The organism is Pseudomonas sp. FeN3W (genome assembly GCA_030263805.2).
Taxonomy (GTDB): Bacteria; Pseudomonadota; Gammaproteobacteria; order Pseudomonadales; family Pseudomonadaceae; genus Stutzerimonas; species Stutzerimonas stutzeri_G.
Genome location: CP136010.1, coordinates 44,419 through 70,886 on the forward strand (window position 1 = coordinate 44,419; position 26,468 = coordinate 70,886).

Below are 26,468 nucleotides of genomic sequence, written 5' to 3' on the forward strand. Positions count from 1 at the left end.
CAGTGCTTCATGTGATTCCGCTGAGCATCTGCGCGGCTACGGCAATCCCAAGATTTGAGTGAGAAGCGATGACCGTAATTGAGGCTTTGGCTGCGAGTCTACGTGCAGCAGCGCAGTACAACGCCAGTTCCCAGGCTGCACCTACAGCGATCCTTTGGCCTGACAAGGATCGAGAGTGGTTGCCTGTACTTGGTCAACTCCAAAGTGCGCTTCCAGAGCTTTTTTCGCTCGGAAGCTACAAGCCCGATCACCGGCAAGGCCCGGCCATATGGCTCAAGTGTGTAATCGCAGATGCGTTGCCTGAGATTTCCCTTCCGGTTGGCCAGACCCCGATCATCTATTTGCCGGGTGTGAGCCGGCAGGATTTGCGGGCGATTACTGCATGCCCTGTGGAACTGCAGCCCTTGGCCGAGTTGCAGTATCGGGGCGTGCTGTGGAGCCAGGTGAACGCCAAAGACTGGACGACCAATGCATTCTTAATTTCCCGCGCTGGTGGCCTAGGACTGGATGTAGCCCAGGACGCGAAGACCCAAACTGCGATGCTACGCGCGCTCGAGCCATTGCTCGATACCAACGTCTCGCAACTCCAAGGGCGTCGACTGGAGGCCAGTGACTTCAACCAGCTTCTAAGCACAGACAGCGTCCGGGATGTGCTGACCTGGCTGTGTGATAGCAAGGGTGTGCAGGCAAGTTGGGCGGGAGCGCGTTGGGAAGCTTTTGTCGGCATCTGTCATGGCGAGTTTCTGGTCCATCCTGAGAAAGATGGGGATCTGGTCGCGGCGGAGAAGCTGTGTGCCCGGTTGGGCCCTTGGGCTCGTGTCTGGGAGCGGTTCACGGAAAACACGGCTGCCTTTTCACGGTTGCCCAATGTGTTGATGCGCTGTCAGCCAGATCTGGCAGCAGATGTCTCGACCTATCCGAGCTATAACCAGCAGCAGGAAAACGATCTGTTGGCGCAGTTGCGTTCGCTTTCCACTTGCGGTAGCAACGAGCTGCGTAAAGGGCTGATTGATCTTGATGTCCACCATGGCGTTCGTCGGTCATGGGTTTGGGCGGAAATGGGTTCGGCTCCTATTGCCCAGTTGCTTGAACCGCTGGTACTGATTGCTAAAGCAGTTGGAGATAGTGGTCTTTCCGGTACCTCTCCCGAGGAAATGGCCGAGCATTATCGGAGCCATTATTGGGTCGTTGACGATGCTCAACTCCGGGCCCTGGCGATGGCCCGAGAACCGTCAATGCAATTGTTGGTGAGGGATATTCTCAACAGCCTGTATACGCCCTGGCTGCACGAGACGGCGCTAAACTTCCAGCAGCTGGTGAGAGCGAAAGGCTATCCCGGGAGCGACGGCGTGAATGAAGCTGTTGCCACCTATCAAACCTCCAGTGAAGTCGTTTTCTTTGTCGATGGGCTGCGCTATGACGTGGCGCAGCGTTTGGTCGGTCGCCTGCAAAGCTTGGGAAAGGTTCGACAGCAGTCAAACTGGGCAGCGCTGCCTTCCGTGACGGCCACGGCCAAAGCTGCCGTCATGCCGATTCATCAGCAGGTAACGGGACGCCTAACCGATACCGACTTCCAGCCTAGCTTGAAGAGTGAAGACAAGCCGCTGAGCGCTTATTACTTCCGAAAGTTAATGGAGGAGGGCGGTTGGCAGGTCCTGGGGGCTGAGGAGAATGGTGATCCTCAAGGATTGGCCTGGGTGCAGACCGGCAATATCGATGAAGCAGGCCACACAGACAATCTGCGTCTGGCAGGCCGGATTGATGCTCTGCTGCAGGACGTATACCTGCGCATTGAGGAGCTACTGCAGGCCGGCTGGCGAAAAATCCGTATCGTCACGGATCACGGTTGGCTTTTGACGCCACAGCCAATGGCTAAAGTTGATCTACCCAAGCACCTTGCAGAGGTGCGCTGGGCCCGCTGTGCTGAAATCAAAGGCACCGTTCAAACCAATCTGCCAACCGTCAATTGGCACTGGAATCCGGAGCAAACCATTGCCGTTGCACCTGGAGCCAGTGCCTTCCTTGCTGGCCGTCACTATGATCACGGCGGCTTGAGCCTGCAGGAGTGTTTGACGCCGATCATCGAAGTGCTCAGTACATCTGCGCCGTCGATGAAGCTAAGTGCTGCGGTTATCACAAAGGTGCAGTGGTTGGGTTTGACCTGTCGTGTTGAGGTGCAAAGCAGTGCTACCGATCTGGTTGTCGATCTGCGCAGCAGCCCTGCAGATCCGACAACCTCGCTTGTGCGCACTAAAAACCTCAAGGGGGGCAAGTGCAGCCTGCCGGTGGAGGACGATGACCGGGAGGGAGATGCAGTTGTGGTAGTAGTGCTGGACAGCGCTGGGAACGTGCTCGCTAAGCAGGCGACCTTGGTTGGAGATGAAGCGTGATCGAATTGGATACTCTTGACTCGAAAGCTGCGGCAGCCTTTGAGGGATATATCGTCCGCAAGGATCTGGTCAGAACCTTTGCCAGGCAATTCCCTGTGCCGACCTATGTTGTCGAGTTTTTGTTGGGTCGATACTGCGCCAGCACCGATCCCGATGAGATCGAAGAGGGTATCGAGATCGTAGAACGTCAGCTTTCCTCCCGGACCGTCAAGGCCGGCGAGGAGGAGCTGTTCAAGGCACGTGCATACAAGAACGGCACGGTGAAGTTGATTGATCTTGTAAGTGCGCGCTTTAGCCAGAAAGACAACGGTTATCTCGCAAGTCTGCCCAGCGTGCAGCTCACAAACGTTCGTATCGCAGATAAGTTAGTGGACGATAACGAGCGCCTGCTCACTGGTGGTTTCTATGCGGAAATCACGTTGGAGTACGATCCCGCGATAGCGGAGGAGCGCGGTAATCCTTTTGGCGTGCAGGATCTGCGGCCCATTCAGCTTTCGAAGCGCGACGTGCTCGACACCCTTGGCGAGGCGCGAAAAACATTCAGCAGTGAGGAGTGGAAGGACTTTCTGCTGAGGTCCATCGGCCTTGAACCTGAGAGGTTAGATGCCCGAGCCAAGGATGCGCTCCTGCTTCGTATGGTTCCGTTCGTTGAGCGGAACTACAACCTGGTTGAGTTGGGGCCCCGCGGTACGGGTAAGAGCCATCTGTTTCAGCAGGTCTCCCCCTATGCGCATCTGATCTCTGGCGGCAAGGCCACCATTGCCAAGATGTTCGTCAATAACGCCAGCGGCCAGAGAGGTCTGGTGTGCCAATACGACGTGGTCTGCTTTGACGAGATCAGCGGCATTTCCTTCGACTCGAAGGAAGGCATCAACATCATGAAAGGGTATATGGAGTCCGGCGAATTCAGCCGCGGCAAGGAGAGTATCCGTGCCGATGGTTCGCTGGTTTTCGTGGGAAATTTCGATGTAGACGTTGAGCACCAGCAGCGAGTGGGGCATCTGTTTGGGCCGCTGCCTCAGGAAATGCGTGATGACACCGCCTGGATGGATCGGATTCACTGCTTCCTACCTGGCTGGGATGTGCCCAAGATGAATCGAGAGCTGACCACCGATCATTTCGGGCTAGTGAGTGATTTTTTCTCGGAGTGCCTGAGCCGTCTCCGCTACGAAAGTAGGGTCAGTGCGCTGCAAAACCGAGTCCATCTGGGCGGCGCTTTGAGCGGCCGAGATACCAATGCAGTGAACAAGACGGTGTCCGGACTTCTCAAGCTGCTCTATCCCGACTCATCTCAGACGGTTGCAGATGAAGACCTGGAGTGGGCAACGCGCCTCGCTCTGGAGGTGCGTCGCCGGGTTAAAGAGCAGCAGAAGCGTATCGGCTCTGCTGAGTTTCGAAACACCCACTTCAGCTACTTCATCGGTGATGACGGCATCGAGAAGTTCGTTGCAACCCCTGAGCTGCGTGCGGATAACGAGATTGGTGACGACCCCCTCGAGCCTGGCCAGATCTGGACAATCAGCGAGGGTGGAGCAGAAATCGATGATAACGCGGGGCTTTACCGGATTGAGGTTAACGAAGGGCCAGGTTCTGGAGTGAAGATCCTCAACAATCCAGTGCCGCCAGCCTTCAAGGAGTCGGTGCGTTACGCCGAGCAAAATCTTTACGCTCGTGCCTCCCAGCTGATTGGTGATCGGGATCCTCGCGCACATGAGTTCACCGTCCAGCTGCGCGCTTTCGACGCCGCCAAGCGCGGCTCCAAGCTCGGTGTCGCCGCTCTGATTGCGATGTGTAGCAGTCTGCTGAAGAAGTCTGTTCGGGGCGGCTTGATTGTGGTGGGTGAGATCAACCTGGGTGGGTCCATCGAGCCGGTGCTTAACCCGGTGAGCATCGCCGAATTGGCGGTGGAGAAGGGGGCTAGTGCGCTGCTGATGCCGGTCACCTGCCGCCGCCAGCTCTATGACCTGTCTGATGACATGGCGACGAAGATCGACATTCAGTTTTATCAGGATGCTAGGGACGCGTTTTTAAAGGCGATTGTTGAGTAGATTCAACTCAATAACTGCAATCCGCTCCTGGAGCCGCCGAAATCGGCCATTCCAAAGCTCTGCCTCCTGGCATTCAGATGGCAAAATGCCGCCATTGCATGGACTATGGCGTCGGAATCCCCTAGATTCTTGGCAAATTGTCACGGACGTCGAGATGGAATCAAATGATTCGGGCGGTGTTGCCGCCAAGCACGGTTTCCTATTCCAAGACTGTGTAGCCGCTTACCATGTAACCCGAATGCTTCGTGATAAGACTATCCGCAGTGTTCGCTGCGAGGTCACAGACGATATCGACATCGTATCTGACGGGTACGTCGACTTCGTGCAGGTGAAAAGTACCGAGAAAACGCGCTGGAATATTTCCGACATCGTCCTGAATTCCAAGGGAGCCGATAAAAAAACAATCCCTTGCAGCTCAATATTGCACAAGTCGATGCAGTGCAAGTCCAGCCCCGGTCTGTCCCGAAGGTATTCGATCGTCACCGAAGATAAGGTGAACAAAACCTTAGAGTACCTGACGATCAGCTCAACAGCCAGGGCAGGCAAGTCAGGACGGCAGGAACTGATCGACGACCTCAATAAGCGCACGGCGGGCTACCAGACTCCGTCAGGCGTGACCGTCGCCGACTGGGTCGACGCTGCAACCTGGCAGGTCTACCACACCGTGCGCGAACTGGAACTTCTGGGGATCAAAAACATACGGATGGCCTCCCAGGATCTGCACGGCGTTATTCTCAGTTCCGAAACCGTCGCCGAAGACATATGGCTCCGTATCCTCGATACCGTGACGCGCAAGGGCGAGCATTCACGACGGATCCACAGTGTTGATGACAAGTCCTACACACGGACTGATCTCTTTGACTGGTTCAAGTTGCGCGTCGAGGATGACCAGTCTCGCTCAGGCCGAAAGATCTACGTCAGGCGGGACTTGCCGCACATCCTTATGCCATTCGGAGCGCCTATGGCTTCGGTCTGCGCTAAGCGTAAGGGGCAGGTTCTACATCAGCAGTATTCGCTTAAACGATACCGCTACAGACACATAGTGGACAACGTCTGCCAATGGTTGGATGAGGTCTTTCTTCGGCCTAAAGAAATGGCCGATATCCACAAGTTGACGCTCGTGGAAAAGCGCGAGCGGCTGCGAACGTCCGTCTTCAAATCGCTCTGCGATGTCGGGGCGTTTTTGGGCCGGGTGCTATTGCACGCCACTATCCGCCAGCACCATGAAAGCCAGCCCATACCCTGCATGCTGCACGTGGAAAGATCAGGGGCAGAGAAAATTCTTGAAAACGTGCATATCGTTCGCCGCGATCCAGAAGGTGATCAACTTTGGATTGGCTTCAGCGAGTTGGTGACTGATATTGACGTCGCTGTCCGGTTGCTGGAGATACGGGATCGGCTGTACGAGGATATCTCGGACTGCTTCGATTCTGCGCGCAGCAAGATCCTCGACGTCAAAGACGACGACTACCTGCTTCGCCACGATATCGACGAAATCCTAGATGGCAGCCGGCCCTTTGATGCCCACCTTGATCGCTTCACTTTCGTCCTATTTGTGGGCTATGACTCTCACCTGCTCACCGACCCTGAAACGCTGGGTCACGAAGATGAATTAGAGGGGGAAACGGCAGCGCTATTTGAGCAATTCGCAGCCGACCTCACGGAGCAATCTCCCTTCGCGGATCTGTGCGTCCACGTATTTCTCTACCCCGCTCCTAGCCTTGAGCGGCTAACCAAATTGGTCGAGGACAAAGTAAGGGCGGTGGTATGACGCAGGTGTATGACCAGGCGAAGCACAGCCTGTACAGCGAAGATTTCTCGTCGTTCAGGTATCTGTCCGCGATCAATACGTTGCTGTCCAACCCTGTGTCGTACGACCTGGGCCGAGACTTAATCGTACGTGCCCTGGATGCGCGCGATCGCTTCTCTGACCACGTTATCCTCCTGAAAAATATGGTGAGAAAAGCAGGCCTGTTCCCGTACCTGAAAAAGGAGTTCTCCGACCTAACGCCGGAAGAGCTGAGGGTTCTGGATTTGTACCGCACACCGTTCTCGGACAGTTACGTTTTTCACTCGATGCAATTCCATATATTCGATCTGCTTAAGGCTGGTCAGAATGTGGTGCTCAGCGCGCCTACAAGCATGGGAAAAAGCGCCATCGTGGACTCGCTGCTCGGCCTGGGTGACTTAAAGCGGCTCGTCTTGGTTGTTCCGACCGTGGCGCTTGCCGACGAAACTCGTCGCCGCTTGCAGGTGCGGTTCGGCGAGCATTACCAGATCATTCACCACAGCTCGCAAGAGTGCCATTCCGATAGGGTCGTCTACGTCCTGACGCAGGAGCGAGTGAACGAGCGAAACGACATTGCCGATATCGACCTCTTCGTCATCGACGAGTTTTACAAGCTGGCATTCCGAGAGTTAAAAAATGGCACAGTGGATTACAAGGATGAGCGAGTTATTGAGCTCAATATCGCGCTGAGCAAGCTGCTGAAAGTCTCCAAGCAGTTCTACCTGACTGGGCCGTTCGTCAATAGCATTCGCGGTCTAGAAAAACTTGGTTATGCACACACTTTCATTTCCACCGACTTCAACACGGTCGCACTTGATGTCCAGACCTTTGGTATCAAAGCGAACGAGGATGAAGCGAAACTCAGTGCGCTGGCAGAGATTGCGCGCGCATGTGTCGGCGCTACGATCATCTACTGCAAGTCGCCAACTGTGGCCGGGCTTGTGGCACGCGAGTTGATAAGGCTCGGACATGGCACGCCGACTGAGAGTCCTCATATCGATTGGGTGAGCGAAGAATTCGATGCCGATTGGGATTACACCATTGCCCTAAAACACGGCATTGGGTTGCATTTTGGTGCGCTGCCGAGGGCGCTTCAGCAATACACCGTGGACCAGTTCAATGCGGGAAACCTGCGCTTCTTGCTTTGCACCTCCACTATCATCGAAGGCGTCAATACCGTCGCGAAGAATGTCGTGATCTACGACAACCGTGATGGCACTCGCAGTATCGACAAATTTACCCACGGAAATATCAAGGGACGCGCCGGGCGAATGGGCGTTCACTTTGTGGGAAAAATCTTCTGTCTGGAGGAAATTCCGGAGGACAATCTCAATCAAGAGGTGGAGATACCGCTCGGTATTCAAGACGTCGAAACTCCGATTAATCTCCTAGCGAGCGTTCAGCCAGACCATCTGTCTGAGTTTTCTCAGGGTCGCTTCGATGAAATCTTCACGAGCGATCGGGTCTCTATTGACCTAGTGAAGAAGCATTCGTACTTCCGCGTTGAGCAGTTCGAAGAGCTGCAAAGCATGGTCGAGATGATGGACGACTCTGAATTCGCCACGCTGGTGTTTCACTGGGCCCCTGCGACAAATTTCCTCAAGACCTTCGCAAAGATTATCGCCAGGCTGGTGCCCCAAACGTTCACTCGCAACGGAGTCACAATTAAACCAACGGACGTTATGGTCGCCAAGCTCGCTGGCTACCTCAACGCGTCGAGCTATTCGGATTACCTGAAAAGCCAGATTGATTACGCGCGGCAATGGGTGACAGAAGGGGAGAAGCGCACGCTTTCTGGCGCCCTCAACAATGATTTGAAGATCATTACCAATACCTTCGGTTACACGCTACCCAAGCTGCTCAGCTTGATGGAGGATGTTGTCAAGCACCAAGCGTTGAAGCGAAGTATCCGCAGCAAGATTGATTACACGCACGTCAAAATGGCGTTCGAAAGCTTCCACCTACCAGCAGGCGTCAATGCCCTGGAGGAGATCGGGATTCCCATTCAGACGTTACACCGCTTGGCAGACTTGCTGGAATTTCCCACTGAGGCTGATGTGGATCAGTTAAGCCAGTATCTTCGGGATACACAGGACGTCTGGAGTCAATCGATTGGGTACGTGGATTTAACGTTTATCAGGCGCGCGCTCGGTATTGGATAACATCGCCCCCGAATTCCTGCAATGGCTTGTTGAGCTCTGAAGAACCAGCCAGTGGGGAAAAGGAACTGAGTTATTCCCGGCAGCATCCGTCCGCTTTCGGCCCAAAAACGGACGTTTAGGGCAGAGAAAATATATTTTCCCCATTTCGTGCGTAAACGGTTCGAGGTGGCTGACCGTCCCTCATATGCAGAAGCCATTGTCGGATAGCATAATGATGGCCAACTGCCTTGATAGCGCTACCGCATTGCGTCGTCCCGCCCCGAAAGGATTCGAATGAATAGTTCCGATCTATACCTTAAACCGATACATGAACTGCTCACTGACAAGCAGGGCAACCCGGCAAAATTCTGGATTCCAGCCTACCAACGCGGCTATCGCTGGAAACCCCTGCAGGTGACCCAGTTGCTGGACGACATCCGCGAATTCATCCGCCGCCGCAACCCGCAGCCGGACGATTTCTACTGTCTCCAACCACTGGTTATCAAGATATCTGAATACGGCCTATTTGAGGTTGTCGATGGCCAGCAACGGTTGACCACACTGCTGCTGATTCTTCGTCATTTCAATGAGCGGCTGGCGGAAAAGTACCGCCAGCCGCTATTCACGCTGGACTACGAAACCCGGCCGCACTTACTGGCATTTCTTGATGGACCAAGTGAATCTCTTGCTGAAAGCAATGTCGACTACTTCCACTTGTTCAATGCAATCAAAACCATCGAGAGTTGGTTCAGCAAGCACGCTCATGAAGTAGATGAAATTAAGTCGACGCTGTTGAACAAGACCCGGGTAATCTGGTTCGAGTTGGCTGCCAAAGACAACGCTGTTGATGCCTTCACTCGACTCAACGTAGGCAAGATTCCCCTGACCGATGACGAGCTAATCCGCGCTCTGTTCCTCAAGTATGAGGATGCTAGCGATTCAGGCAGCGCTCTCAGGCAACTGAAGATCGCCCACGAATGGGATCAACTGGAGAAGGCCCTGCAAGCAGACGAATTCTGGTACTTCCTCAGCAACCAGCAGGGCCGCCCGCAGAACCGGATCGGCCTGCTATTTGAGTTGGTGGCCAAGTCCGATGGACAGAGTGACGGAATAGACCAGGGCGAGCATAGCGTATTCCATGCCTATAGCAGGAAACTTAAAGTTTCCTGCGCTACCTCGAATGAATGGTTACGCATCAAGCAGACCTTCATGATGCTCGAGGAGTGGTTTGAGGATCGCACGCTTTACCACATCGTTGGATTCCTGATTAGTCAGGGCATGGATGTCGCAAAAATCTGCGAACTTTCGCTTCATACCACCAAGAGTGATTTTGAACGTAAGCTTCGCAAAGAGGTTTTTATACGCACCATCGGTGACGAAGACATCGACGCACTGTCACCTGAGGCGCTTCTCCTGTGTGTCAGCGAACGTCTCGCCGAACTGGAATATGGCCGTCATTCACCAAGCATTCGCTCGCTGTTATTGCTGTTCAATCTGGCGACTCTTCTGGGGAGCCCTCGCTCCAACCTGCGCTTCCAGTTCGACAGTTTCAAGTCCGGGGAGTGGGACATTGAACATGTACGCTCGATTGCCTCCAGCCGCCCGATGCGCCTGCATGACCAAGTGCACTGGTTGAACCTGTGTGCGGGCTACTTGGAAGCCCAGAAACAGGAAGACAAGGTGAAGCAGATCAGGCAACTGTTGAAGAGCATTCATTCTTTTATCGAAAGATCAAAGAAAGATCATTCAGATGAGGCCTTCGAAGCGCTGTACAAAAAATTGTTGGCCTTCTTCCAAGAGAACGACGAGGCGCCGACCGACCATGGCATCTGCAACCTGACTCTGCTGGATAAAAGAACCAACCGCAGCTACAAGAACGCTGTGTTCGCCGTCAAGCGCAAGGCTCTGCTTGACCTCGACCAGTCGGGGATCTTCGTGCCGCTTTGCACTCGCAATGTGTTCCTCAAATGTTACAGCCCGCAGGCCGACAACGTGATGTTCTGGAGCAAAGATGATCGTGAGGCCTACCAAGCCGAACTCACCCGATCCCTAGTGGGCTTCTTCAGTGCAGCCCAGGAGATTACCCAATGAGCGAGTCTGGCAGCCAGATCACCCTGAAACAGCTGATGAGTCGCCACCAGCGCATTCAAATCCCGATGATCCAGCGCGATTATGCCCAGGGCCGCCCGGCGGCAGAGGATGTACGCGAGGAGTTTCTTGGGACTCTGCAGCAGGCATTTGAGTTGTTACCCAATGACACCGCTCTGCCACTAAACCTGGACTTCATTTACGGTAGCGTCGATATTGACGGCCCGGTCCGTTTCCTACCACTCGATGGCCAGCAGCGGCTAACCACCCTGTTCCTACTGCATTGGTACCTGGCCTGGCGCGACGGCTGCCAGGCTGAGTTTCAGGAGGTGTTCTGCGAAGGAGAAGGCTCTCGGTTTTCTTACCGAGTACGATCGAGCAGTGCCGAGTTCTTCGATGCACTGGTGAACTTCTGGCCGTCGCGTGGGGCCGCTGACGGAGCTTCATTGATCAAGCTGATAACCAACCAGGCTTGGTATTTTCGTTACTGGCGCTTGGACCCAACCATTCAATCATGCCTGATTATGTTGGAGGCAATTCATAAACGATTCGCCAACATCATGGGTGCGTATGCCCGGTTGATGGATGAAAAACAACCTGTGATCACCTTCCAGTTGCTGGACCTCGACCATTTTGGGCTGTCCGATGACCTGTACATCAAGATGAACGCCCGTGGTAAACCGCTGACTGCGTTCGAGACATTTAAGGCCCGCTATGAACATGAACTGAAGAGTCAGTTCGCCGATGAGACCAGAATTATCGGCCGTCAAACCTTCTCAATCGCCGATTACTTCGCTCGTCGCATGGATACCAGTTGGGCCGATTTCTTCTGGGCGTATCGCGACAAGGAAACCCACCTTTACGACGATGCGATCATGAATTTCTTCCATACCGTAGCTTTCCTTTGCCGGGATCCGGAGCAATCCAGCTACCTAGAGGATGTCAGTACATTTAGGACTAAACCATTGAAGTCAGCCTATGCCCTTTATCAAAAAGGAAGCTGGCTGGAGCGGGACTTCTCTGCAACCCTGATGTTGCTGCTGGAAACCTGGAGTGGTCAGGGCAACCAGTTCACGCCGCTATTGCCGGGCAACCCATACTTTAACGAAGCGAACATATTCCAACGTTTGGTCAGCGATCCTGCGAGTCTGTCCTATACCGATCTTGTGCAGCTTTTTGCATTCGTCGCGTTCCTACGTGCTACTGCTGAGCAGCCCGAGCGGCAAGCACTACTGGAATGGATGCGGGTGATTTACAACCTGTCAGTCAACTCCAGCTACGAACGCCCCGCCGATATGCAGCGCAGTTTGCTGGCAGTACAGGGGTTGCTGCCGCACGCCGGAGATATCCTCACCTACTTCGCCAGTAACGAAAAGCCCACCCCAGGTTTTAACCTACAGCAGGTCGGTGAAGAGCAGATAAAGGCCAAGTTGTTGCTGCGGCACTGTGGTTGGCGCGAGCTAATCGAGCGCGCTGAAAAACATGGCTACTTCAAGGGGCAGATTGAGTTCTTGCTGGAGTTCAGCGGCGCCTCCACCGATCAATGCAAAACCGGCTTGTCACACTGGCGATCTAGCGACCACCTTGCGCTACAACAACGCTTTTCCGGATACCTCGAAAAGGCGGAAGTAATGTTCAATGCGCGCGGATTGAACAGCTTGACGGAGTACCGCTGGGAGCGGGCTTTATTATCACTAGGGGACTACTTTTTGCGCAGTGGATCCAACTACTCGTTCTTGGTTAACTCAGCGTCGGAACAGGCAAGTTGGAAGCGGTTGTTACGTGGCAGCACCTGGGAAAATGCGCATCATGCTCGAGCGATTTTGCAAAGATTGTTGGATCAGATCAATCTGGACATCCCGCTTGATGAACAGTTGGACAACTTGATTGCCATCGCTGAAGACCTTGAGCCCTGGCGTCAAATCATGGTGAATACGCCCGACGTGTTCCGCTACTGTGGTGAGCACGCGTTACGGTGGAATAACGATGAGATCTACCTGCTCAAGAAGAGTCGCATGAGCGGGATGCACGCTGAGTTGTTCAGCTTTCACTTGCACGCGGAGCTTAAAGCGGAGCAGCTGCAGAAGAAGCTCTTACCGCTGAGGCTCCAGGAGTACCAATCAGTCAGTGGCTCGGAGTACGAACCGTACGTGAGCTTGGCTCTCTCATTCCTGAGCCGCAGCTTGAGTATCGCCGTCTTTTCAACTTTAGGGCTTTTTAGGATTCAAGTATCTCGAAAACTACTGAAACCCTTGCCTAATGTGGAAGACTTGTTGGTCGATAAATTCAAGTTTGACGTGCACAAGGAACAGATCACACTAGACGTTGCACGCGGTCGCATTCACACAACCCTCCGCGCCATAGCCCGGAATATTAAGGCTTTGGAGGAGCGTATGGCTGATGGTTTGTGAGATCTTGTTGGGGACGTGGGCCTAGCGGATTCGTTCGCGATGGCCTACGTGCCTTTTATCCCGCTAGGGAAGGTCTGAAGTAACCCTGTATTTCCGGTCGACTTCAGCCCTCGCTGCTTTTGAAAGCGGGCCGTCGATCAAAATCGACCAGGTAACCCGCTCAGTTCTCCGTTTTTGGCCGCCGCGGGCACCTCGCAGCAGCCATTTTCCGCATTACAGGCGTACCTCTCCTGCGGTAGTCAGCAAATGTCGGCGCGCCATCCATAGGTTCGACAGCGCGAACAGCGTCACCAGCTGAGCGGTGTTCTTGGCCAGGCCACGGAAGCGCACCTTCACGTAACCGAACTGGCGCTTGATCACTCGAAACGGGTGCTCGACCTTCGCTCGCACTTGTGCCTTGGCCTTCTCGATCTTGCGCTTGGCTTTGTACAGGGCGCTGCGTTTATCGAGCTTCTTGTAGGTGCTGCGGCGTGCTGCGACCTGCCAGATCACTTCGCGGCCAGCATGTTCGGGGCGCTTTTCGACGCCAGTGTAGCCGGCATCGGCGCAGACGACGTTCTCTTCACCATGCAGCAGTTTGTCGACCTGGGTGACATCCGCCACGTTTGCCGCCGTGCCGACCACGCTGTGCACCAGCCCCGACTCGTCATCCACACCGATGTGCGCCTTCATGCCAAAGTGGTGAGTCGGCCGCGGGAACTGCCCCCGCAGCCGCTCGCAGAACCGTACGTGACACTCTCGCGTCATACGGCTCCCGTTATCCAACCTTGCTGCCCGGTCACTCGCCAGTGATGAAACAGCCGGGGTACCACAGTCCGCATCTTGTCCAGCCATTGGCTAATGCGCCGCTTGCGCCTATGAAGGGCCTTGTATTTTCGTCGGGCCCAGCGTTCAAGCGCGCGGTCAATGTGCTGGAAGATGCCAAGCATGGCTGTCCGATAGAACGAGCCATAGTATTGCCACCACCCCTGTATCACTGGATTGTAGAGCCGAGCCACGTCGACCAGCGTCACGTGGGTTTGGCGATTGAGTCGCCACCTGCGTACCGCTTGCCGCATCCGCTTTAAGGCATCCGCACTCGCTCCCGGAAGGAAGCTCGTGAAGAGCTGGTCTTGTTTGCTGAGCGCCTTCCTCGGCCTAAAGGTGAAGCCGAGGAAGGTAAAGCTCACATGCGGATAACCTGCGCGACGGTTACTGTCCTTGCAGTACACGACCTTCGATTTCTCGGGGTGCATCGTCAAGCCACAGGCAGCCAGCCGTGAAGCAATGGAGCGCATCACGTACTCCGCTTGCTTTCGACTGCGGCAGTGCACCACCGCATCATCGGCGTAGCGGGCAAACGGGCAGTTGGGGCTGGTACGTTGCATCCAGGTGTCGAAGGCATAGTGCATGAACAGATTCATCAGGAGGGGACTGATCACTCCACCTTGCGGGGTGCCGCGTTCGCGTGGGACGCGCATGCCGTCATCCGTTTCGAACGGCGCAACCAGCCACCGCTCGATGTACAGAAGTATCCAGTCCTCCTTGATGTGCAGGCGCACCGCCTTCATCAGCAATCCATGATTGATCTGATCGAAGGCTGCCTTGATATCAAACTCCACCACCCAGTCGTATCGCCAGCAGCGCTCACGCGTGATCGCCACCGCCTGCTTCGCTGATCGTCCCGGCCGGTACCCATAGGAGTCCGAGTGGAAGATCGAGTCCAGCTCCGGCTCGATGAGAAGCTTGACCACGGTTTGCGCGACACGATCACCAACCGTGGGCACTCCCAGCTTGCGCGTGCCTCCCGATGCCTTGGGAATTTCTACTTGCTTGACCGGAGGCGGGAAGTACGACCCCGACGACATCCGATTCCACAGCTTGTAGAGATTCTTAGACAGATCCCGCTCGAAATCGGCGATGGTTTCATCGTCGATGCCGGCAGCACCGCGGTTGGCCCTGACCTGCTGGTAGGCGTCCCATACCGTGCGTTTCGCTATGTCATAAGGTTTCGCCGAGCTCACGCCACTCATCCCCGGAGGTTGGCAACGCTCGTCGGCCGGATAACGCCGCCCCTTCGCTCCACCTCCATTACAGAGGCTTCATCGCTACTACGGGAGGCTCCGCCCCTCGTTCCAGCATCGGTATTCTTCCTCATGGTGTTGGCCATTTGTCATTTTCCTTCGCATCTGGAACAAGGTTCTCACGTTCCGTACCAAAGCCTGTATGAAGATCATGCCGCCTATACACCGGCTGCCATCGGGTCCGTAAGCAGGTAACGCCCCGACTTGTCCTGAAGCCAGTACTCCACCTCAGTTTCGGCAGCACCTTGGGCATAACGATGCGTCATCGGACGGTTTGCTTTCGCTCATCTTCTCCATACTCACCTGCCATCCTCAGGGATGACTTTTCCTCGGTCGCTCACCACCACACCTTTTGGATGCAGCAGCACCGGGTGGTTTGAAGTCCGCTCCTGCAAGCCGACTTCGGAAGGCCTACTTCCATCTTCGGCACAGCAGCACAGGTCATCTGACCTGTGTTCGTGACACACAATACTGGTTGCCCTTCTTGCTCTGGTGCATTTCCGGGTCACGCTTGCCGTCCTGGTTCTTGGTCGAGCTGGGCGCGTGGATCAGTGTGGCATCGACGATAGTGCCCTGGCGCAGCGACAGGCCGCGATCCCCCAGGTAGCCATTGATTACGCCGAGGATGCCGGCTGCCAGCTCATGTTTCTCCAGCAAGCGACGGAAGTTGAGGATGGTGGTTTCGTCGGGAATGCGCTCCAGGCTCAGCCCGGCGAACTGACGCAGGATGGTCGTCTCGTAGAGCGCTTCTTCCATGGCCGGGTCGCTGTAGCCGAACCAGTTCTGCATCAGATGGATACGTAACATGGCCATCAGCGGATAGGCTGGACGACCACCTTCACCCTTTGGGTAGTGTGGCTCGATCAGGGCAATCAATCCCTTCCACGGCACAACCTGATCCATCTCGATCAGGAACAATTCCTTACGGGTCTGCTTGCGCTTGCCGGCGTACTCGGCGTCGGCGAAGGTCATCTGCTTCATGGAAAAACTCGGCTGGCGGGATCGGCGTATTTCACCAGATTCGGGAAGTCTTTTTCAGACCTTCCCTAGATCGGAAATCAAGGTCATCGTTAGCCGCTGATGTCATGCTGTTATCCACAACTCCGATACTATTTCGTTTTGCCGCCACAGGTTTTGGCGGCCTGAATCGTTTCGAGTTTCTTAGGCACTCGATGACTGCTTTCGGCCGATTCTGTTGAAAAAGTAGGTTCAGCGGCAGCCGGCCGGTCGGATGTGCCTGCTGTCGAAGTGGCTGGAAGCCACTTCAAGTTGCCTTTCGGCGTTTCACTGAGCTTCCTTGCCCAGGTGTGAGGGTTAATTCGAGGGTTTCTGCTCGCCGCAGGCGCACCTATCCCGTGATCGGTGGCCCGTGAGGCAGCAGCTTGGCCATACGTCTAAGGTTTTGCACAGTCGCGGCCAAGGTGAATTCGTCAGTCGCACCCGTCAGTCCACGCAGTCGTAAACGGTCGAGTTTCATGATCCGTTGAGGTGGGCGAACAGCATCTCCACCTTCTTCCGTTCGCAACGAGAGACGAGGTATTCCGGCGTCTTGGCGATGCGTCGCGCCACGTCACGGGCCGCTTCATGGATGCTCCGAGCGATCTTGCGGAATGCAGTATTGGGGCAGCACTTCGCTTTCAGCGGGCAGGTGGCGCAGTCAGTTTGGCTGGAGCGGTAGATGATGGTGTTGGCCTTGGTCACCCGCGATCTTTGCTGGGTGAAGGTGCGCCATGCACTGCGCAGCGGTTTGCCGGCTGGGCAGCGGTATTCATTGGCCTCCTGATTCCAGTGGAAGTCATTACTGGAGAGGCTGTCGTCCTTGCGTTCGGTCTTGTCCCACACCGGCACGTGCGGCTCGATGTTCTTTTCTTCAACCATCCAGGACAGCATCGGGGCAGTGCCATAGGCGGTGTCGCCGATGAGGCGTGCCGGTGTGAGGTCGAACTGCGCTTCGACACGCTCAACCATCGTCCTGGTCGAATCGACCTCGGCGGTACGATGCGCCGGAGTCGCTTCTACATCCATGATCACGCCGTGCTCGGTGTCGATCAGGTAGTTGGTGGAGTAGGCAAAGTAAGCCGGGCCGCCTGGCGCTGCTGTCCAACGAGACAGCGGATCGGTGAGTGAAATCTTCTTGGGGAGGGCTTCAGCCAACGCCTCTTCATCAAGGGCTTCGAGGTACTCGCGTACGGCGCGGCTGCTGAGCGTTGGATCACTCCAATCGACTTCATCTCCCGCCACCCCACGTTGCCGGCTGGCATCCGCCTTGATGATGCTGGCGTCGACGGCGAAGCCTTCGCCCTTGACCAGGCCGGCCGCCATGCAGCGTCGCAGCACCTCATTGAACAACCAGCGGAACAGGCCGCTGTCACGGAAGCGGCCGTGGCGATTCTTCGAAAAGGTCGAGTGATTGGGGACTTCATCCTCCAGACCCAACCGGCAGAACCAACGGTAGGCCAGGTTGAGGTGCACTTCTTCGCATAGCCGTCGTTCGGAGCGGATGCCATAGCAGTAGCCGATGACCAGCATGCGCACTATCAACTCCGGGTCAATCGAGGGTCGCCCGATGGGGCTATAGAAATCCGCCAGGTGGCGCGCAGGTCACTGAGATCCAGGCACTGGTCGATGCTGCGCAGGAGGTGTTGGGGCGGGACGTGATCTTCCAAGTTGAACGAGTAGAACAGCCGCTGCTGTCCTCCCGGTAACTGTCCCATCATGCTGTTCGCCCCCGCGCTCGCTGACAGAGCAATTCTGCCGAAGGCATGGGGAAGCAGCTATTTTTTCAACAGAATCGGCCGTTCCCTGCCTGCCAGGGGCATGAAGCATGCCGGTCAGATTCGCTGCTAATAACTGGTAAGGTTGATGAGTGCAAATGGGTGGTCAAGTCTAAGCAATTATCGACGCACGCAATCGCTCCCGCCGCATGAAGCCCTAACCAGCGCCGATAACGGGCCCCTTCTCAAAGTCTGTGACTGACCGGCTGAGTCCGAGTATTTTGTGCCAAGCATCTATCCACTCTCGCCACATTCACGCCTTCTTGCCACCTATGAACGACATCGATTTTGCACAGAGCGTCAGCCCCGACCTGGCCGGGCATTACGAGCAGGCTAAAGACCTGGCCTTCATTACCCCAGCGTACGCTTTAACCCACTTGCGTAGCTTTGCAGCTGTGTTCTGCGATGAGATAACGCCGTCGGCAAGGTTTGAGTTCAATATCGCCAGCAAGATCCAAAAGGTGCACAACGCGGAGGGCTCATCTAGGAAGATACTGTCAGCCTTGGACACATTGCGCGACAGTGGGAACAAAGCTGCCCACCCGGAAGAATATGCGCCGGGCACCCTCGACTTCCCTTCGATGGTTGCTAAGGGGCTGCAGCTCGCTCGTGAGCTCTTGGAGCATCTCAACTGGCTGAAAACCGGCAGATCGACAACGCCTAAATATGAAGTCATCGAGCCCACCCTGCACATCCAGCGAGACCTCAGCTACAAAGCCATATTCGAAGAGGATGCGCAGTCTCGATATACGCTAGGCGTCTACTTCAAAGAGAAAGCTGATCGAGAGAAGTCCGATTATGGGTTGCATCGATTTGATGACGGCTATGGGGCGGCCGGTATGCTCTCGCGTGAGGCCATTGATCAGGCTATGCACTGGTTCAAATGTGCTGCCGACAGCGATCATCCAGGTGCACGATATGAATATGGCGCGTATCTGTTTCGACTCAAGGACAACCCTGACGGGACTGTAAGTCGTCGCGACGATCGTTGGCGCGGTGAACGCTATATCTGGTGGGCATGCCAGGCGGGTCATGCGGATGCCCAAGCCATGATGGGCGACTTCTTCTTGAATGGCACTGAGCACCTTGACAGCGATTATGAGCGCGCAAGAGAGCACTATCAGGAGGCAGCTGAGCAGTCGCACCCGCGGGCATTGGCTCAACTGGGAAGAATGCATGAGCATGGGCTTGGCGGACCGAAGGACCTCAAGAAAGCCATCGAGTGCTCACTGAGAGCCGCAGAGTCTGGATTCCCGCAAGCTCAATATCACTTGTATGCGCTGCATAGACAGGGGGACGCATTTGTAGGGGAACACACAACCGCCCTCCACTGGCTAACCGCAGCCGCAGACCAACGCCATCCCGATGCCATGATGGCGTTGGCAGGGCTGATAGAGGTTAAGAAAGTAGCGAATCGCAGCGTCGCAGATGCACAACATTTATATGAGCAGTGCATCAACACCCCGCACCTTCGGATTCGGGCCCTGTATGCGTATGCCAATCTGGTGGCGACACACTCAGATGACCTTCAAGAACTGGAATCAGCACGCCATTGCATTTCCCAATGCGCGGAAGAAATCCAGGCCAACCCTCAGTACCATTACTCGCTATCGGGGTGCAACAGAATCAATAGTGTTCTCCTGAACAAGCAGGCAGCTGCCATGTCCCGTGAATTCCCCCATTTCCGGTTCCAATTTGGAGCCGCGGAGCCTGCACAGGGGGCATTGGATTACACAGGTCCGAAAGTCGGCAGGAATGACCCATGTCCCTGTGGTAAGGGCTCTAAATATAAGCATTGCTGTATGAGATAGTGAAGCGCTGGCAGCCCTAGGCGGCCTGCTGGATGTTACTCAATCGAATCTAGTTCTGCGAGCCGAGTACTCATCAAACCACATGCGTTCCCCGCTCTGGCCTGTACAGAATTTTGTATAGATGGTGCGGAGCTCCACGCACAAAGCTGCACCTTAACGCAACCTGAGGCCTACGGCTTTGGGTGACTGCTTCTGGCCGATTCTGTTGAAAAAGTCCCTCTGCAATGTCCGCATTCGAAAGTAGGCCTCTGACATCTGAAGCAGTTCCGCTCCCGATCAGCTTCAGATTTCGCGCAGCAACGTCAAAATCGTGCGTATCTTGAACGCTCGAAAGGTGGCTCCAGCCTAGACCGCCTTTTTCAACAGAATCGGCCGGATACGGCCAGTCACGAGATTGTGAGGATCTGCTTTATAACCGGTCTGGTTGTATTAGCTGTCCGCAGTTCTGAGATGGAGAACAATCATATCCACCCTGACCCGTGCATCAGGCATGCCTACCACCGCCTGCAGATGATGGAGCACCTAGACGATTTCAAGCCGGCAGATTGTAAACGCACACGCGAGTGAGGCCCCATTTCGGTTGAGTGAACCTTACCTAGCCTCCTTCATCGTAATCTGTTTGTGAGCATCGAATGGACAGCTTTATGCGTCTGCTGCTACCTTATTCAGAGGTAGTACCTATAGATAAAGAGGGCTAACCATGGCCACATCCATCAAAATTGATGACGAGCTAAAAGGCCGCATTCAGCAGTTGGCGAGCCAACGCCAACGCTCGTCTCACTGGATCATGCGCGAGGCGATAACCCAGTACGTCGAGCGCGAGGAGGCCCGAGAGAGCTTCAAGCAGGAAGCGTTGGCCTCGTGGGCGGCGTATCAGGAAACCGGACGGCATTTAACCAGCCAAGAAGCTCGGACCTGGCTTGGTACCTGGGGTACAGATGCTGAGGTAGAGCTTCCCAAGTGCCACGATTGATTGTCACTGAAGGTGCGGGGAAGGGCTTGGAGCGTTGCCGACGGTTCCTTGCCGATAAAGATCCGCTGGTTGCGCGGCGCGCTGCGCAGGCGATTGAGCGCCAGTTAGCTCGCCTGGAAGAAAGTCCGGAAGTAGGGCGTCCGTTTCCAGATCTACCGCAGCTGCGTGAGCTGATTATAGAGTTTGGTGACTCAGGGTACGTCGCTCTCTACCGCTATGAGCGCATAGACGATACTGCGTATGTCTTGGCCTTTCGCCATCAAAAGGAAGCGGGTTACTGAGTTTGATCTACTGCGCCTGTAGCGAGAATCGACTCCAGCTTCTCTCCCAATAATCGCCATGCTTCGGTCTTTTCCTTAGCGTAATCGTGGTGCAGGTAATGCCGGCGTACCTTGGAGCCGCCCAGCAAGTGGTTCTGGCAGCGGTCGATGATTTCCAGTGTCACACCCAGCTCCTGCATCATGGTGGCCCCGGTGCGGCGCAGGTCATGCGGCGTCCATTCCCCTTTGGCTCCTTTGCTAAGCACCAGTGAGTCATCATGATGCCGGCCGGCCAGGGGCTTGCTGCGGTTCTTGAAGCGGCACTGCCGATCGCCGATGAGCTTGCTGACCGTCTTGGTATCGACATGGCTTTGGCTGTCCTTGCTGGGAAAGCAGAACGGCGTATGGCCGGTTTCTTTTTGCAAACGCTTGAACTGCTCTATGGCGAAAGCTGATAGGAACACATGGTGATCCTGGCGTTTGCCTTTATGGCCTTTGGTAGCCTCGGCGGGAATGAACCAGGCGCCTTTCTTCAGGTCCAGGTAGCGCCACTCGGCCTTAAGCAGCTCGCCGATACGACAGAGAGTGCTCAGGCAGATCCACAGAGCGCACTGGACTCGCGTGTTGACCGGGCGAATGCCGGAATACTTCTGGCCAGCGGGAAGCTCTTCGTAGTCTTTCTCTAGGCATTCGAGGATGTCACGCAGCTCGCGAATCTCGTCGGGGGAGAGCAGGCGGTCGCGTTGTTCTTCATAATCGTGATCGAGCAGCTTGCTGACATCTATAAGGTCGGCTGGATTGCCGTCAGTCATCAGGCCTCGCCAGGGTTTGCGTTTCTCACCCCAGCGCAGCATCTGGCCAATGTCGTTGTTGCGGATAACGACGGTGCGGTTCAGGCCACGGGCTTTGATTGAGCGCAGCACCGCGAGCAGATCCTTTTCGGTCAGGTTGCGTAGTGGTTTCTTGCCAATCAGCGGTAGGACATCTTTCTTGAAGCTGCGGATCAGTTCGGCATTGCCATCCTGGCGGGAGACGCCGTCGCGAATCCATTCGTCGAAGAGGTCCGCCACCGTCTTGTTTTCGGCCGCTTGGCGTTCGGCTTCGGCGATGGTCGCTGCGACTGCAGCTTGAGCTTCGATCTTGGCGGCTTTGCGAGCAGCGGTTGGATCGATGCCTTTTGCGGCCGTCGCTCTAACCTCATCACGTTCGGCACGAATCTGAGCAAGAGACTTCTTTGGCCAGCTGCCCAGGCTTTGATCGCGTTTCAGTCCGTCTTGTTTGAATTCGTAGCGAAACTGCACTGTTACACCACGGACGCCTGCGCGAACCCTGGCAACCAGGCCGCCGTCCTCCCGAAGGATTCTGCCGTCATCGGCAGAAGTAAGGGCGTCTAGCTGCTTCGCCGTTAACTTTGCCACTCTCTACCCCTTGCCTGATTTGGTTGCCTTAGAATTTTACCCCACTTTTACCCCACCTAATCGCTTGGCTGGTGGTGGATAGCATTGGACGCTATGGGACGACAGAATAGCCTGTAAGACCCGTATTTTCTAGGATTCGTGAGTCCATAAGAGTCCATGTGGATCTATAGTAATCCACCAAAAAAGCGCATGGGGTGCAAGGGGTAGAGTGTTCGAATCACTCCGTCCCGACCATATACCTCAACGACTTAGGTCAGTTCGGTAACGACTGGCCTTTTTCGTTTCAGGGACTTTTGCGAGACTTTTCATCCTGCCTTCCTCCTCAGTATCGTCAGCGCCGGCCCTCGCGAGTCCGTCGCCGATATCTTGTTGGCCTCATCGAGTTTTCCCAGCTCCGCCGCCGAGTAGTGACTGGTGACGCTGCCGTTCTTGTGTCCCAACAGGACCTTCCTGTCTTCCTCCGTCACGACCGCGGCGCGACGCCTGCGACCACGTGTGCTTCAGGTCCGGAAATGCAGGAGGTGTTCGGGCAGGAATTTATATCGACGGTCGGTGCCTGCCACTTGAGCAAGCTGAGCGCCACCACCCACGGTACGGCTGGCCGCAATGGTCCTGAATGACCCTGCTGCGTCTGCTGGCCTGCTGGTTGGACTGATCCAGCCTGAGAAGGGCACAGTCAGGGCGTTCGGCACGGACACGAGAACCTTCGACGGCACTGCGTTGCTCTACGCCGTTTCGGTCGTCATCCAACATCCGCTGCTCATTGCCGGCAGCGTGGCCGACAACGTCCGCTACGGTGCAAAGCGAAACCTGAGCGATGCCTCCTTGGCCAACTCGGACTCGACGTCCACGTCAGCGACACTCCGACCATGGACAGATATGTCCGCTTCGATGCCGCTGCCGTGTCGGGCGGCGAGAAGCCGCGTATCGCCATCGCCCGGGCATTGGCGCGCGGAACACCGACGATCCTCGTGGACGAGCCCATCTCGGTCCTGGATGTCGCGAGCGAGGAGCGCACCATCGATATGCTCATGGCCAACGCCAGGACGCTGGTGCCGGTCACCCATCGCCCGTCGGTCGTCGCCAAGGCCGACTATGTTATTCACCTCGACGGCGACGGGAGGGTGCGCATGAATTCGTCTCAATCCTAGGCGAAGGCCCGGCTACAGTAGGCGGCAAATTCCCGAACCTGAACAATCTGAGCGAGGTGTCGATTTCGTAGGCGCCCGTACGACTATTTGAGGGGATCGCGTGGTCGTCGCCAAAGCCGCCCTGGCCGCAGCCATATCCAAGAGGCGCCAAGGTTGGCGAGCGCTTCACCGAACCTGCTCGGTGTCATCTCGTTAAGCAACACGGAGACTTAGAATGATCAGTAAGAACACCATCTGCCTCTGGTACGACGGTGCCGCCCTCGAGGCGGCTACCTTCTATGCCGAAACCTTTCCGGACAGTGCCGTGGGTGCTGTGCATCGTGCGCCTGGTGACTTTCCCTCGGGCAAGCAGGGCGATGTCCTCACGGTCGAGTTCACGGTGATGGGGATCCCGTGCCTCGGGCTAAACGGGGGGCCGGCCTTCAAGCATTCCGAGGCGTTCTCGTTCCAGGTTGCCACTGACGACCAGGCCGAGACGGACCGCTTGTGGAGCGCGGTCGTCGATAACGGCGGCCAGGAAAGTGAATGCGGTTGGTGCAAGGACAAGTGGGGCCTGTCATGGCAAATCACTCCACGCGTTCTGACGGCCGCCTATACCAGCCCTGATCGGGCAGCGGCCAAGCGCGCGTTCGACGCAATGATGGGCATGCGCAAGATCGACATCGCTACGATCGAAGCGGCGTTGAGGGGCTAATCGGGCCGGCGATTCAGCAAAAGGCGGCAGCCAAACCGGCGCCCGACAAGCACCTGGAGCCCAAGGCTGCAGCGAGCCAGCGCTTTAGTGCCCCGGGTGGTCGCCAATGAACTTGCTCAGGAACTGCCGCGTGCGTTCGTGCTGCGGTGCGTTGAGCAGTTGCCTGGCGTCGCCCTGTTCGACGATCACCCCGTCGTCGATGAAGATCGCCCTGTCGGCCACGTCACGCGCAAAGCTCATTTCGTGCGTGACGATGACCATGGTGCGCCTTTCCTCGGCCAGACCGCGGATGGCAGCGAGCACTTCGCCGACCAATTCCGGATCGAGCGCCGAGGTCGGTTCGTCGAACAGGATCACGTCCGGCTGCATGGCCAGCGCGCGGGCAATCGCCACGCGCTGTTGCTGGCCGCCGGAGAGGCGCCTGGGATAGGCATCTTCCTTACCCTCCAGGCCCACCTTGGCCAGCAGTGCCCGGCCGCGCTCGATGGCCTCGCGGCGTGGCTCCTTCTTCACCTGCACCGGGCCTTCGATGACGTTCTCTAGCGCGGTGCGATGGGGGAACAGGTTGAAGTTCTGGAACACGAAACCGACGTGCTGGCGCAGTTCGCGAATCAGCCCCTGCTGTGCCTTCAGCGGCCGGTCGGCGTCGATGTGGATCTCACCCACGCCAATCTGCCCGCCGCTGGGTTGCTCCAGCAGGTTGAGGCAGCGCAGCAGGGTGGTCTTGCCCGAACCGCTGGGGCCGATGATCGCCAGCACCTCGCCGGGCGCGATGTCCAGGTCGATGCCCTTGAGTACTTCCTGGTCGTTGAAGGATTTGCTCAGGTTGCGCACGGTGATCATCAGGCGTCCTGCTCGTGGCGGTTGACCCGGTATTCCAGGCGACCCTGGAAGTACGCCAGCACGCTAGCCAGCAACCAGTAGATCAGCGCGGCGGCCAGGTACATGGTGAAGATTTCGAACGTGCGCGCGGTGATTAGCTGCGCCTGGCGGAACAGCTCCGGCACCTGGATGGTGGCAGCCAGCGCGGTGTCCTTGACCAGCGAGATGAAGCTGTTGCCCAGCGGTGGCAGGGCGGTGCGTGCGGCCTGCGGCAGGATGGCCCGGTACAGGGTTTGCGCGCGACCCATGCCGATGCTGGCGGCCGCCTCCCACTGGCCACGGTCGATGGAGGCGATGGCGGCGCGCAGGATCTCGGCGGTGTAGGCCGCCATGTTCAGCGAGAAACCGATCAGCGCCGCCGGCAGCGGGTCCAGCTGAATACCCAGTTGCGGCAGGCCGTAGTAGATCATGAACAGCTGCACCAACAGCGGCGTGCCGCGGAAGAACGACACGTAGACCCGTGCCAGCCACTGCAGCGGCCAGAACGCATATAGCCGCAACAACGCCAGACCGAAGCCCAGCAGCAGGCCGAAGAACATCCCACCCAGGCTCAGCACCACGGTCCACCACGCACCCTTGAGCAGGAAGGGCAGGGAGTCCAGTACCAGCTGCAGGCTGCCCTCGATCATTGCGTGACGTCAGCCCCGAACCATTTCTCCGATAGCTCTTTGAGTGTGCCGGCGGCGCGCAGCTTGGCTATGGCTTCGTTAATGGCGGCGAGCAGCTGCGGGTTGCCCTTGCGCAGGGCAACGCCGGACTCCTGGCGGGAGAAAGCTTCACCAGCCACTGCCAAGCGATTGCCGGTTTTCTCGACCATCTCGAAGGCGGCCAGACGGTCGACCAGGATCACGTCGATGCGGCCGACGGCAAGGTCCTGGAACTTGGTCGGGTCATCGTCGTAGGTGCGGATATCGGCCTGTGGCACGTTCTCCTTCAACCACTGCTCGTAGTTGGTGCCCAGGCCCACACCGACCTTCTTGCTGGCGAGGTCGGCCGGACGCCTGATGCTGTCGGCATCGGCCTTGCGGGTGAGCGCCTGGATGCCGGAGACGGTGTAGGGCGTGGAGAAGTCGTACTTCTGCTTGCGCTCCTCGGAAATGGTCACCTGGTTGATCACCACGTCCAGGCGCTTGGATTCCAGGGCGGCGAGGATGCCGTCCCACTTGGTCGGCTGGAACTCGGTCTTGACCCCCAGTTCCTCCGCCAGGGCATTGGCGAAGTCCACCTCGAAGCCGGTCAACTCACCGCTTTCATCCTGGAAGTTGAAGGGCGGGTAAGTGCCTTCCAGGCCAACCTCGAGCGTGCCGTCGGACTTGATCTCATCCAATAGATCGGCCGCGAACACCGGCATGAACAGGCTTCCGAGCAGCAGGCTCAGACTGCCGAGCAGGAAATGGCGACGCAGGATCGCAAACGTCATGGCAGGCCTCCAGGGGGAACGGAAAGGTCACAACTCTAACGACGGATATTTATTCGAGAAAATAATTAGAAGGCATCAGAACCAACACCAAAGGAATATGGCGTTATGCACCCAGTGCCCATGGATAATAGGCGAACAATGCGGGTTCTACCCCG

General features: G+C 56.5%; 16 protein-coding genes and 4 pseudogenes. 11 read left to right on the forward strand and 9 right to left on the reverse strand.

Translation table 11 applies throughout. From position 1 onward, the window contains the following. The first annotated feature begins 68 nt into the window (after positions 1-68). From pglZ to P5704_000265, 6 genes are all read left to right on the forward strand, one after another. The gene (gene pglZ / locus P5704_000240; GenBank protein ID WOF78982.1) at positions 69-2,390 is read left to right on the forward strand and encodes a BREX-1 system phosphatase PglZ type B; all 2,322 of its coding nucleotides are present in this window, start codon (positions 69-71) and stop codon (positions 2,388-2,390) included. Further along, positions 2,387-4,438, forward strand: a complete 2,052-nt coding sequence (brxL, locus tag P5704_000245) for a protease Lon-related BREX system protein BrxL (GenBank protein WOF78983.1) — start codon at positions 2,387-2,389, stop codon at positions 4,436-4,438. The genes pglZ and brxL overlap by 4 nt, the downstream gene beginning before the upstream one ends. A gap of 154 nt (positions 4,439-4,592) precedes the next feature. Then, positions 4,593-6,209 (forward strand): dsDNA nuclease domain-containing protein, encoded by a 1,617-nt coding sequence (locus P5704_000250; protein WOF78984.1) that lies wholly within the window; start codon positions 4,593-4,595, stop codon positions 6,207-6,209. After that, entirely contained in the window at positions 6,206-8,389 is a 2,184-nt protein-coding gene (locus tag P5704_000255) for a helicase-related protein (protein WOF78985.1), read from the forward strand. The genes P5704_000250 and P5704_000255 overlap by 4 nt, the downstream gene beginning before the upstream one ends. Before the next feature lie 273 nt (positions 8,390-8,662). Then, positions 8,663-10,459, forward strand: a complete 1,797-nt coding sequence (locus tag P5704_000260) for a DUF262 domain-containing protein (GenBank protein WOF78986.1) — start codon at positions 8,663-8,665, stop codon at positions 10,457-10,459. Beyond that, a complete protein-coding gene (locus P5704_000265; protein WOF78987.1) occupies positions 10,456-12,867 on the forward strand; it encodes a DUF262 domain-containing protein in 2,412 nt (803 codons plus the stop codon). Before P5704_000260 ends, P5704_000265 begins: the two co-directional genes overlap by 4 nt. A 213-nt stretch (positions 12,868-13,080) precedes the next feature. On the opposite strand, the pseudogene P5704_000270 reads toward P5704_000265, so the two are convergent. The 4 genes and pseudogenes from P5704_000270 to P5704_000285 all read right to left on the reverse strand — a co-directional run bounded on the left by P5704_000270 (position 13,081) and on the right by P5704_000285 (position 17,647). Then, a pseudogene (locus P5704_000270) lies at positions 13,081-13,551 on the reverse strand (IS5 family transposase). A gap of 59 nt (positions 13,552-13,610) precedes the next feature. Beyond that, positions 13,611-14,879: a group II intron reverse transcriptase/maturase gene (gene ltrA / locus P5704_000275; protein ID WOF78988.1), complete on the reverse strand. Its 1,269-nt coding sequence runs from the start codon at positions 14,877-14,879 to the stop codon at positions 13,611-13,613. Positions 14,880-15,398: 519 nt separating this feature from the next. After that, a pseudogene (locus P5704_000280) lies at positions 15,399-15,911 on the reverse strand (IS5-like element ISPa16 family transposase). A gap of 367 nt (positions 15,912-16,278) precedes the next feature. Beyond that, a pseudogene (locus P5704_000285) lies at positions 16,279-17,647 on the reverse strand (IS1182 family transposase). 329 nt (positions 17,648-17,976) lie between these two features. On the opposite strand from P5704_000285, the gene P5704_000290 reads away from it, so the two are divergent. From P5704_000290 to P5704_000300, 3 genes are all read left to right on the forward strand, one after another. Next, positions 17,977-19,515 (forward strand): SEC-C metal-binding domain-containing protein, encoded by a 1,539-nt coding sequence (locus tag P5704_000290; protein WOF78989.1) that lies wholly within the window; start codon positions 17,977-17,979, stop codon positions 19,513-19,515. A gap of 700 nt (positions 19,516-20,215) precedes the next feature. Beyond that, on the forward strand, positions 20,216-20,488 hold the full coding sequence (locus P5704_000295; GenBank protein ID WOF78990.1) for a CopG family ribbon-helix-helix protein: 273 nt from the start codon (positions 20,216-20,218) through the stop codon (positions 20,486-20,488). Next, positions 20,476-20,769, forward strand: a complete 294-nt coding sequence (locus P5704_000300; GenBank protein ID WOF78991.1) for a type II toxin-antitoxin system RelE/ParE family toxin — start codon at positions 20,476-20,478, stop codon at positions 20,767-20,769. The genes P5704_000295 and P5704_000300 overlap by 13 nt, the downstream gene beginning before the upstream one ends. On the opposite strand, the gene P5704_000305 is transcribed toward P5704_000300, so the two are convergent. Both P5704_000305 and P5704_000310 read right to left on the reverse strand, forming a co-directional pair. Further along, on the reverse strand, positions 20,763-22,166 hold the full coding sequence (locus P5704_000305; protein ID WOF78992.1) for a tyrosine-type recombinase/integrase: 1,404 nt from the start codon (positions 22,164-22,166) through the stop codon (positions 20,763-20,765). The genes P5704_000300 and P5704_000305 overlap by 7 nt on opposite strands. 305 nt (positions 22,167-22,471) lie before the next feature. After that, positions 22,472-22,673: pseudogene (locus P5704_000310) on the reverse strand (site-specific integrase). A gap of 362 nt (positions 22,674-23,035) precedes the next feature. On the opposite strand from P5704_000310, the gene P5704_000315 reads away from it, so the two are divergent. Together P5704_000315 and P5704_000320 are read left to right on the forward strand one after the other, a co-directional pair. After that, on the forward strand, positions 23,036-23,317 hold the full coding sequence (locus P5704_000315; GenBank protein WOF78993.1) for an ATP-binding cassette domain-containing protein: 282 nt from the start codon (positions 23,036-23,038) through the stop codon (positions 23,315-23,317). Positions 23,318-23,531: 214 nt separating this feature from the next. Next, positions 23,532-24,011, forward strand: a complete 480-nt coding sequence (locus P5704_000320) for a VOC family protein (GenBank protein WOF78994.1) — start codon at positions 23,532-23,534, stop codon at positions 24,009-24,011. An 84-nt stretch (positions 24,012-24,095) separates the two neighbouring features. Here P5704_000320 and tcyN read toward each other — a convergent pair whose 3' ends face one another. Genes tcyN through tcyJ form a run of 3 tightly spaced genes read right to left on the reverse strand, consistent with a single transcriptional unit; the run spans position 24,096 to position 26,313 of the window. Further along, the gene (gene tcyN, locus P5704_000325) at positions 24,096-24,854 is read right to left on the reverse strand and encodes an L-cystine ABC transporter ATP-binding protein TcyN (protein ID WOF78995.1); all 759 of its coding nucleotides are present in this window, start codon (positions 24,852-24,854) and stop codon (positions 24,096-24,098) included. Further along, a complete protein-coding gene (gene tcyL, locus P5704_000330; protein WOF78996.1) occupies positions 24,854-25,522 on the reverse strand; it encodes a cystine ABC transporter permease in 669 nt (222 codons plus the stop codon). Before tcyL ends, tcyN begins: the two co-directional genes overlap by 1 nt. Beyond that, the gene (gene tcyJ, locus P5704_000335) at positions 25,519-26,313 is read right to left on the reverse strand and encodes a cystine ABC transporter substrate-binding protein (protein ID WOF78997.1); all 795 of its coding nucleotides are present in this window, start codon (positions 26,311-26,313) and stop codon (positions 25,519-25,521) included. The genes tcyL and tcyJ overlap by 4 nt, the downstream gene beginning before the upstream one ends. Positions 26,314-26,468: the final 155 nt, after the last annotated feature.

Coding starts and splice junctions, on each gene's coding strand:
- pglZ (WOF78982.1), top strand. CDS start 69: ATGACCGTAATTGAGGCTTTGGCTGCGAGTCTACGTGCAGCAGCGCAG.
- P5704_000250 (WOF78984.1), top strand. CDS start 4,593: ATGGAATCAAATGATTCGGGCGGTGTTGCCGCCAAGCACGGTTTCCTA.
- P5704_000255 (WOF78985.1), top strand. CDS start 6,206: ATGACGCAGGTGTATGACCAGGCGAAGCACAGCCTGTACAGCGAAGAT.
- P5704_000260 (WOF78986.1), top strand. CDS start 8,663: ATGAATAGTTCCGATCTATACCTTAAACCGATACATGAACTGCTCACT.
- P5704_000265 (WOF78987.1), top strand. CDS start 10,456: ATGAGCGAGTCTGGCAGCCAGATCACCCTGAAACAGCTGATGAGTCGC.
- ltrA (WOF78988.1), bottom strand. CDS start 14,879: ATGAGTGGCGTGAGCTCGGCGAAACCTTATGACATAGCGAAACGCACG.
- P5704_000290 (WOF78989.1), top strand. CDS start 17,977: ATGAACGACATCGATTTTGCACAGAGCGTCAGCCCCGACCTGGCCGGG.
- P5704_000295 (WOF78990.1), top strand. CDS start 20,216: ATGGCCACATCCATCAAAATTGATGACGAGCTAAAAGGCCGCATTCAG.
- P5704_000315 (WOF78993.1), top strand. CDS start 23,036: ATGGACAGATATGTCCGCTTCGATGCCGCTGCCGTGTCGGGCGGCGAG.
- P5704_000320 (WOF78994.1), top strand. CDS start 23,532: ATGATCAGTAAGAACACCATCTGCCTCTGGTACGACGGTGCCGCCCTC.
- tcyN (WOF78995.1), bottom strand. CDS start 24,854: ATGATCACCGTGCGCAACCTGAGCAAATCCTTCAACGACCAGGAAGTA.
- tcyL (WOF78996.1), bottom strand. CDS start 25,522: ATGATCGAGGGCAGCCTGCAGCTGGTACTGGACTCCCTGCCCTTCCTG.
- tcyJ (WOF78997.1), bottom strand. CDS start 26,313: ATGACGTTTGCGATCCTGCGTCGCCATTTCCTGCTCGGCAGTCTGAGC.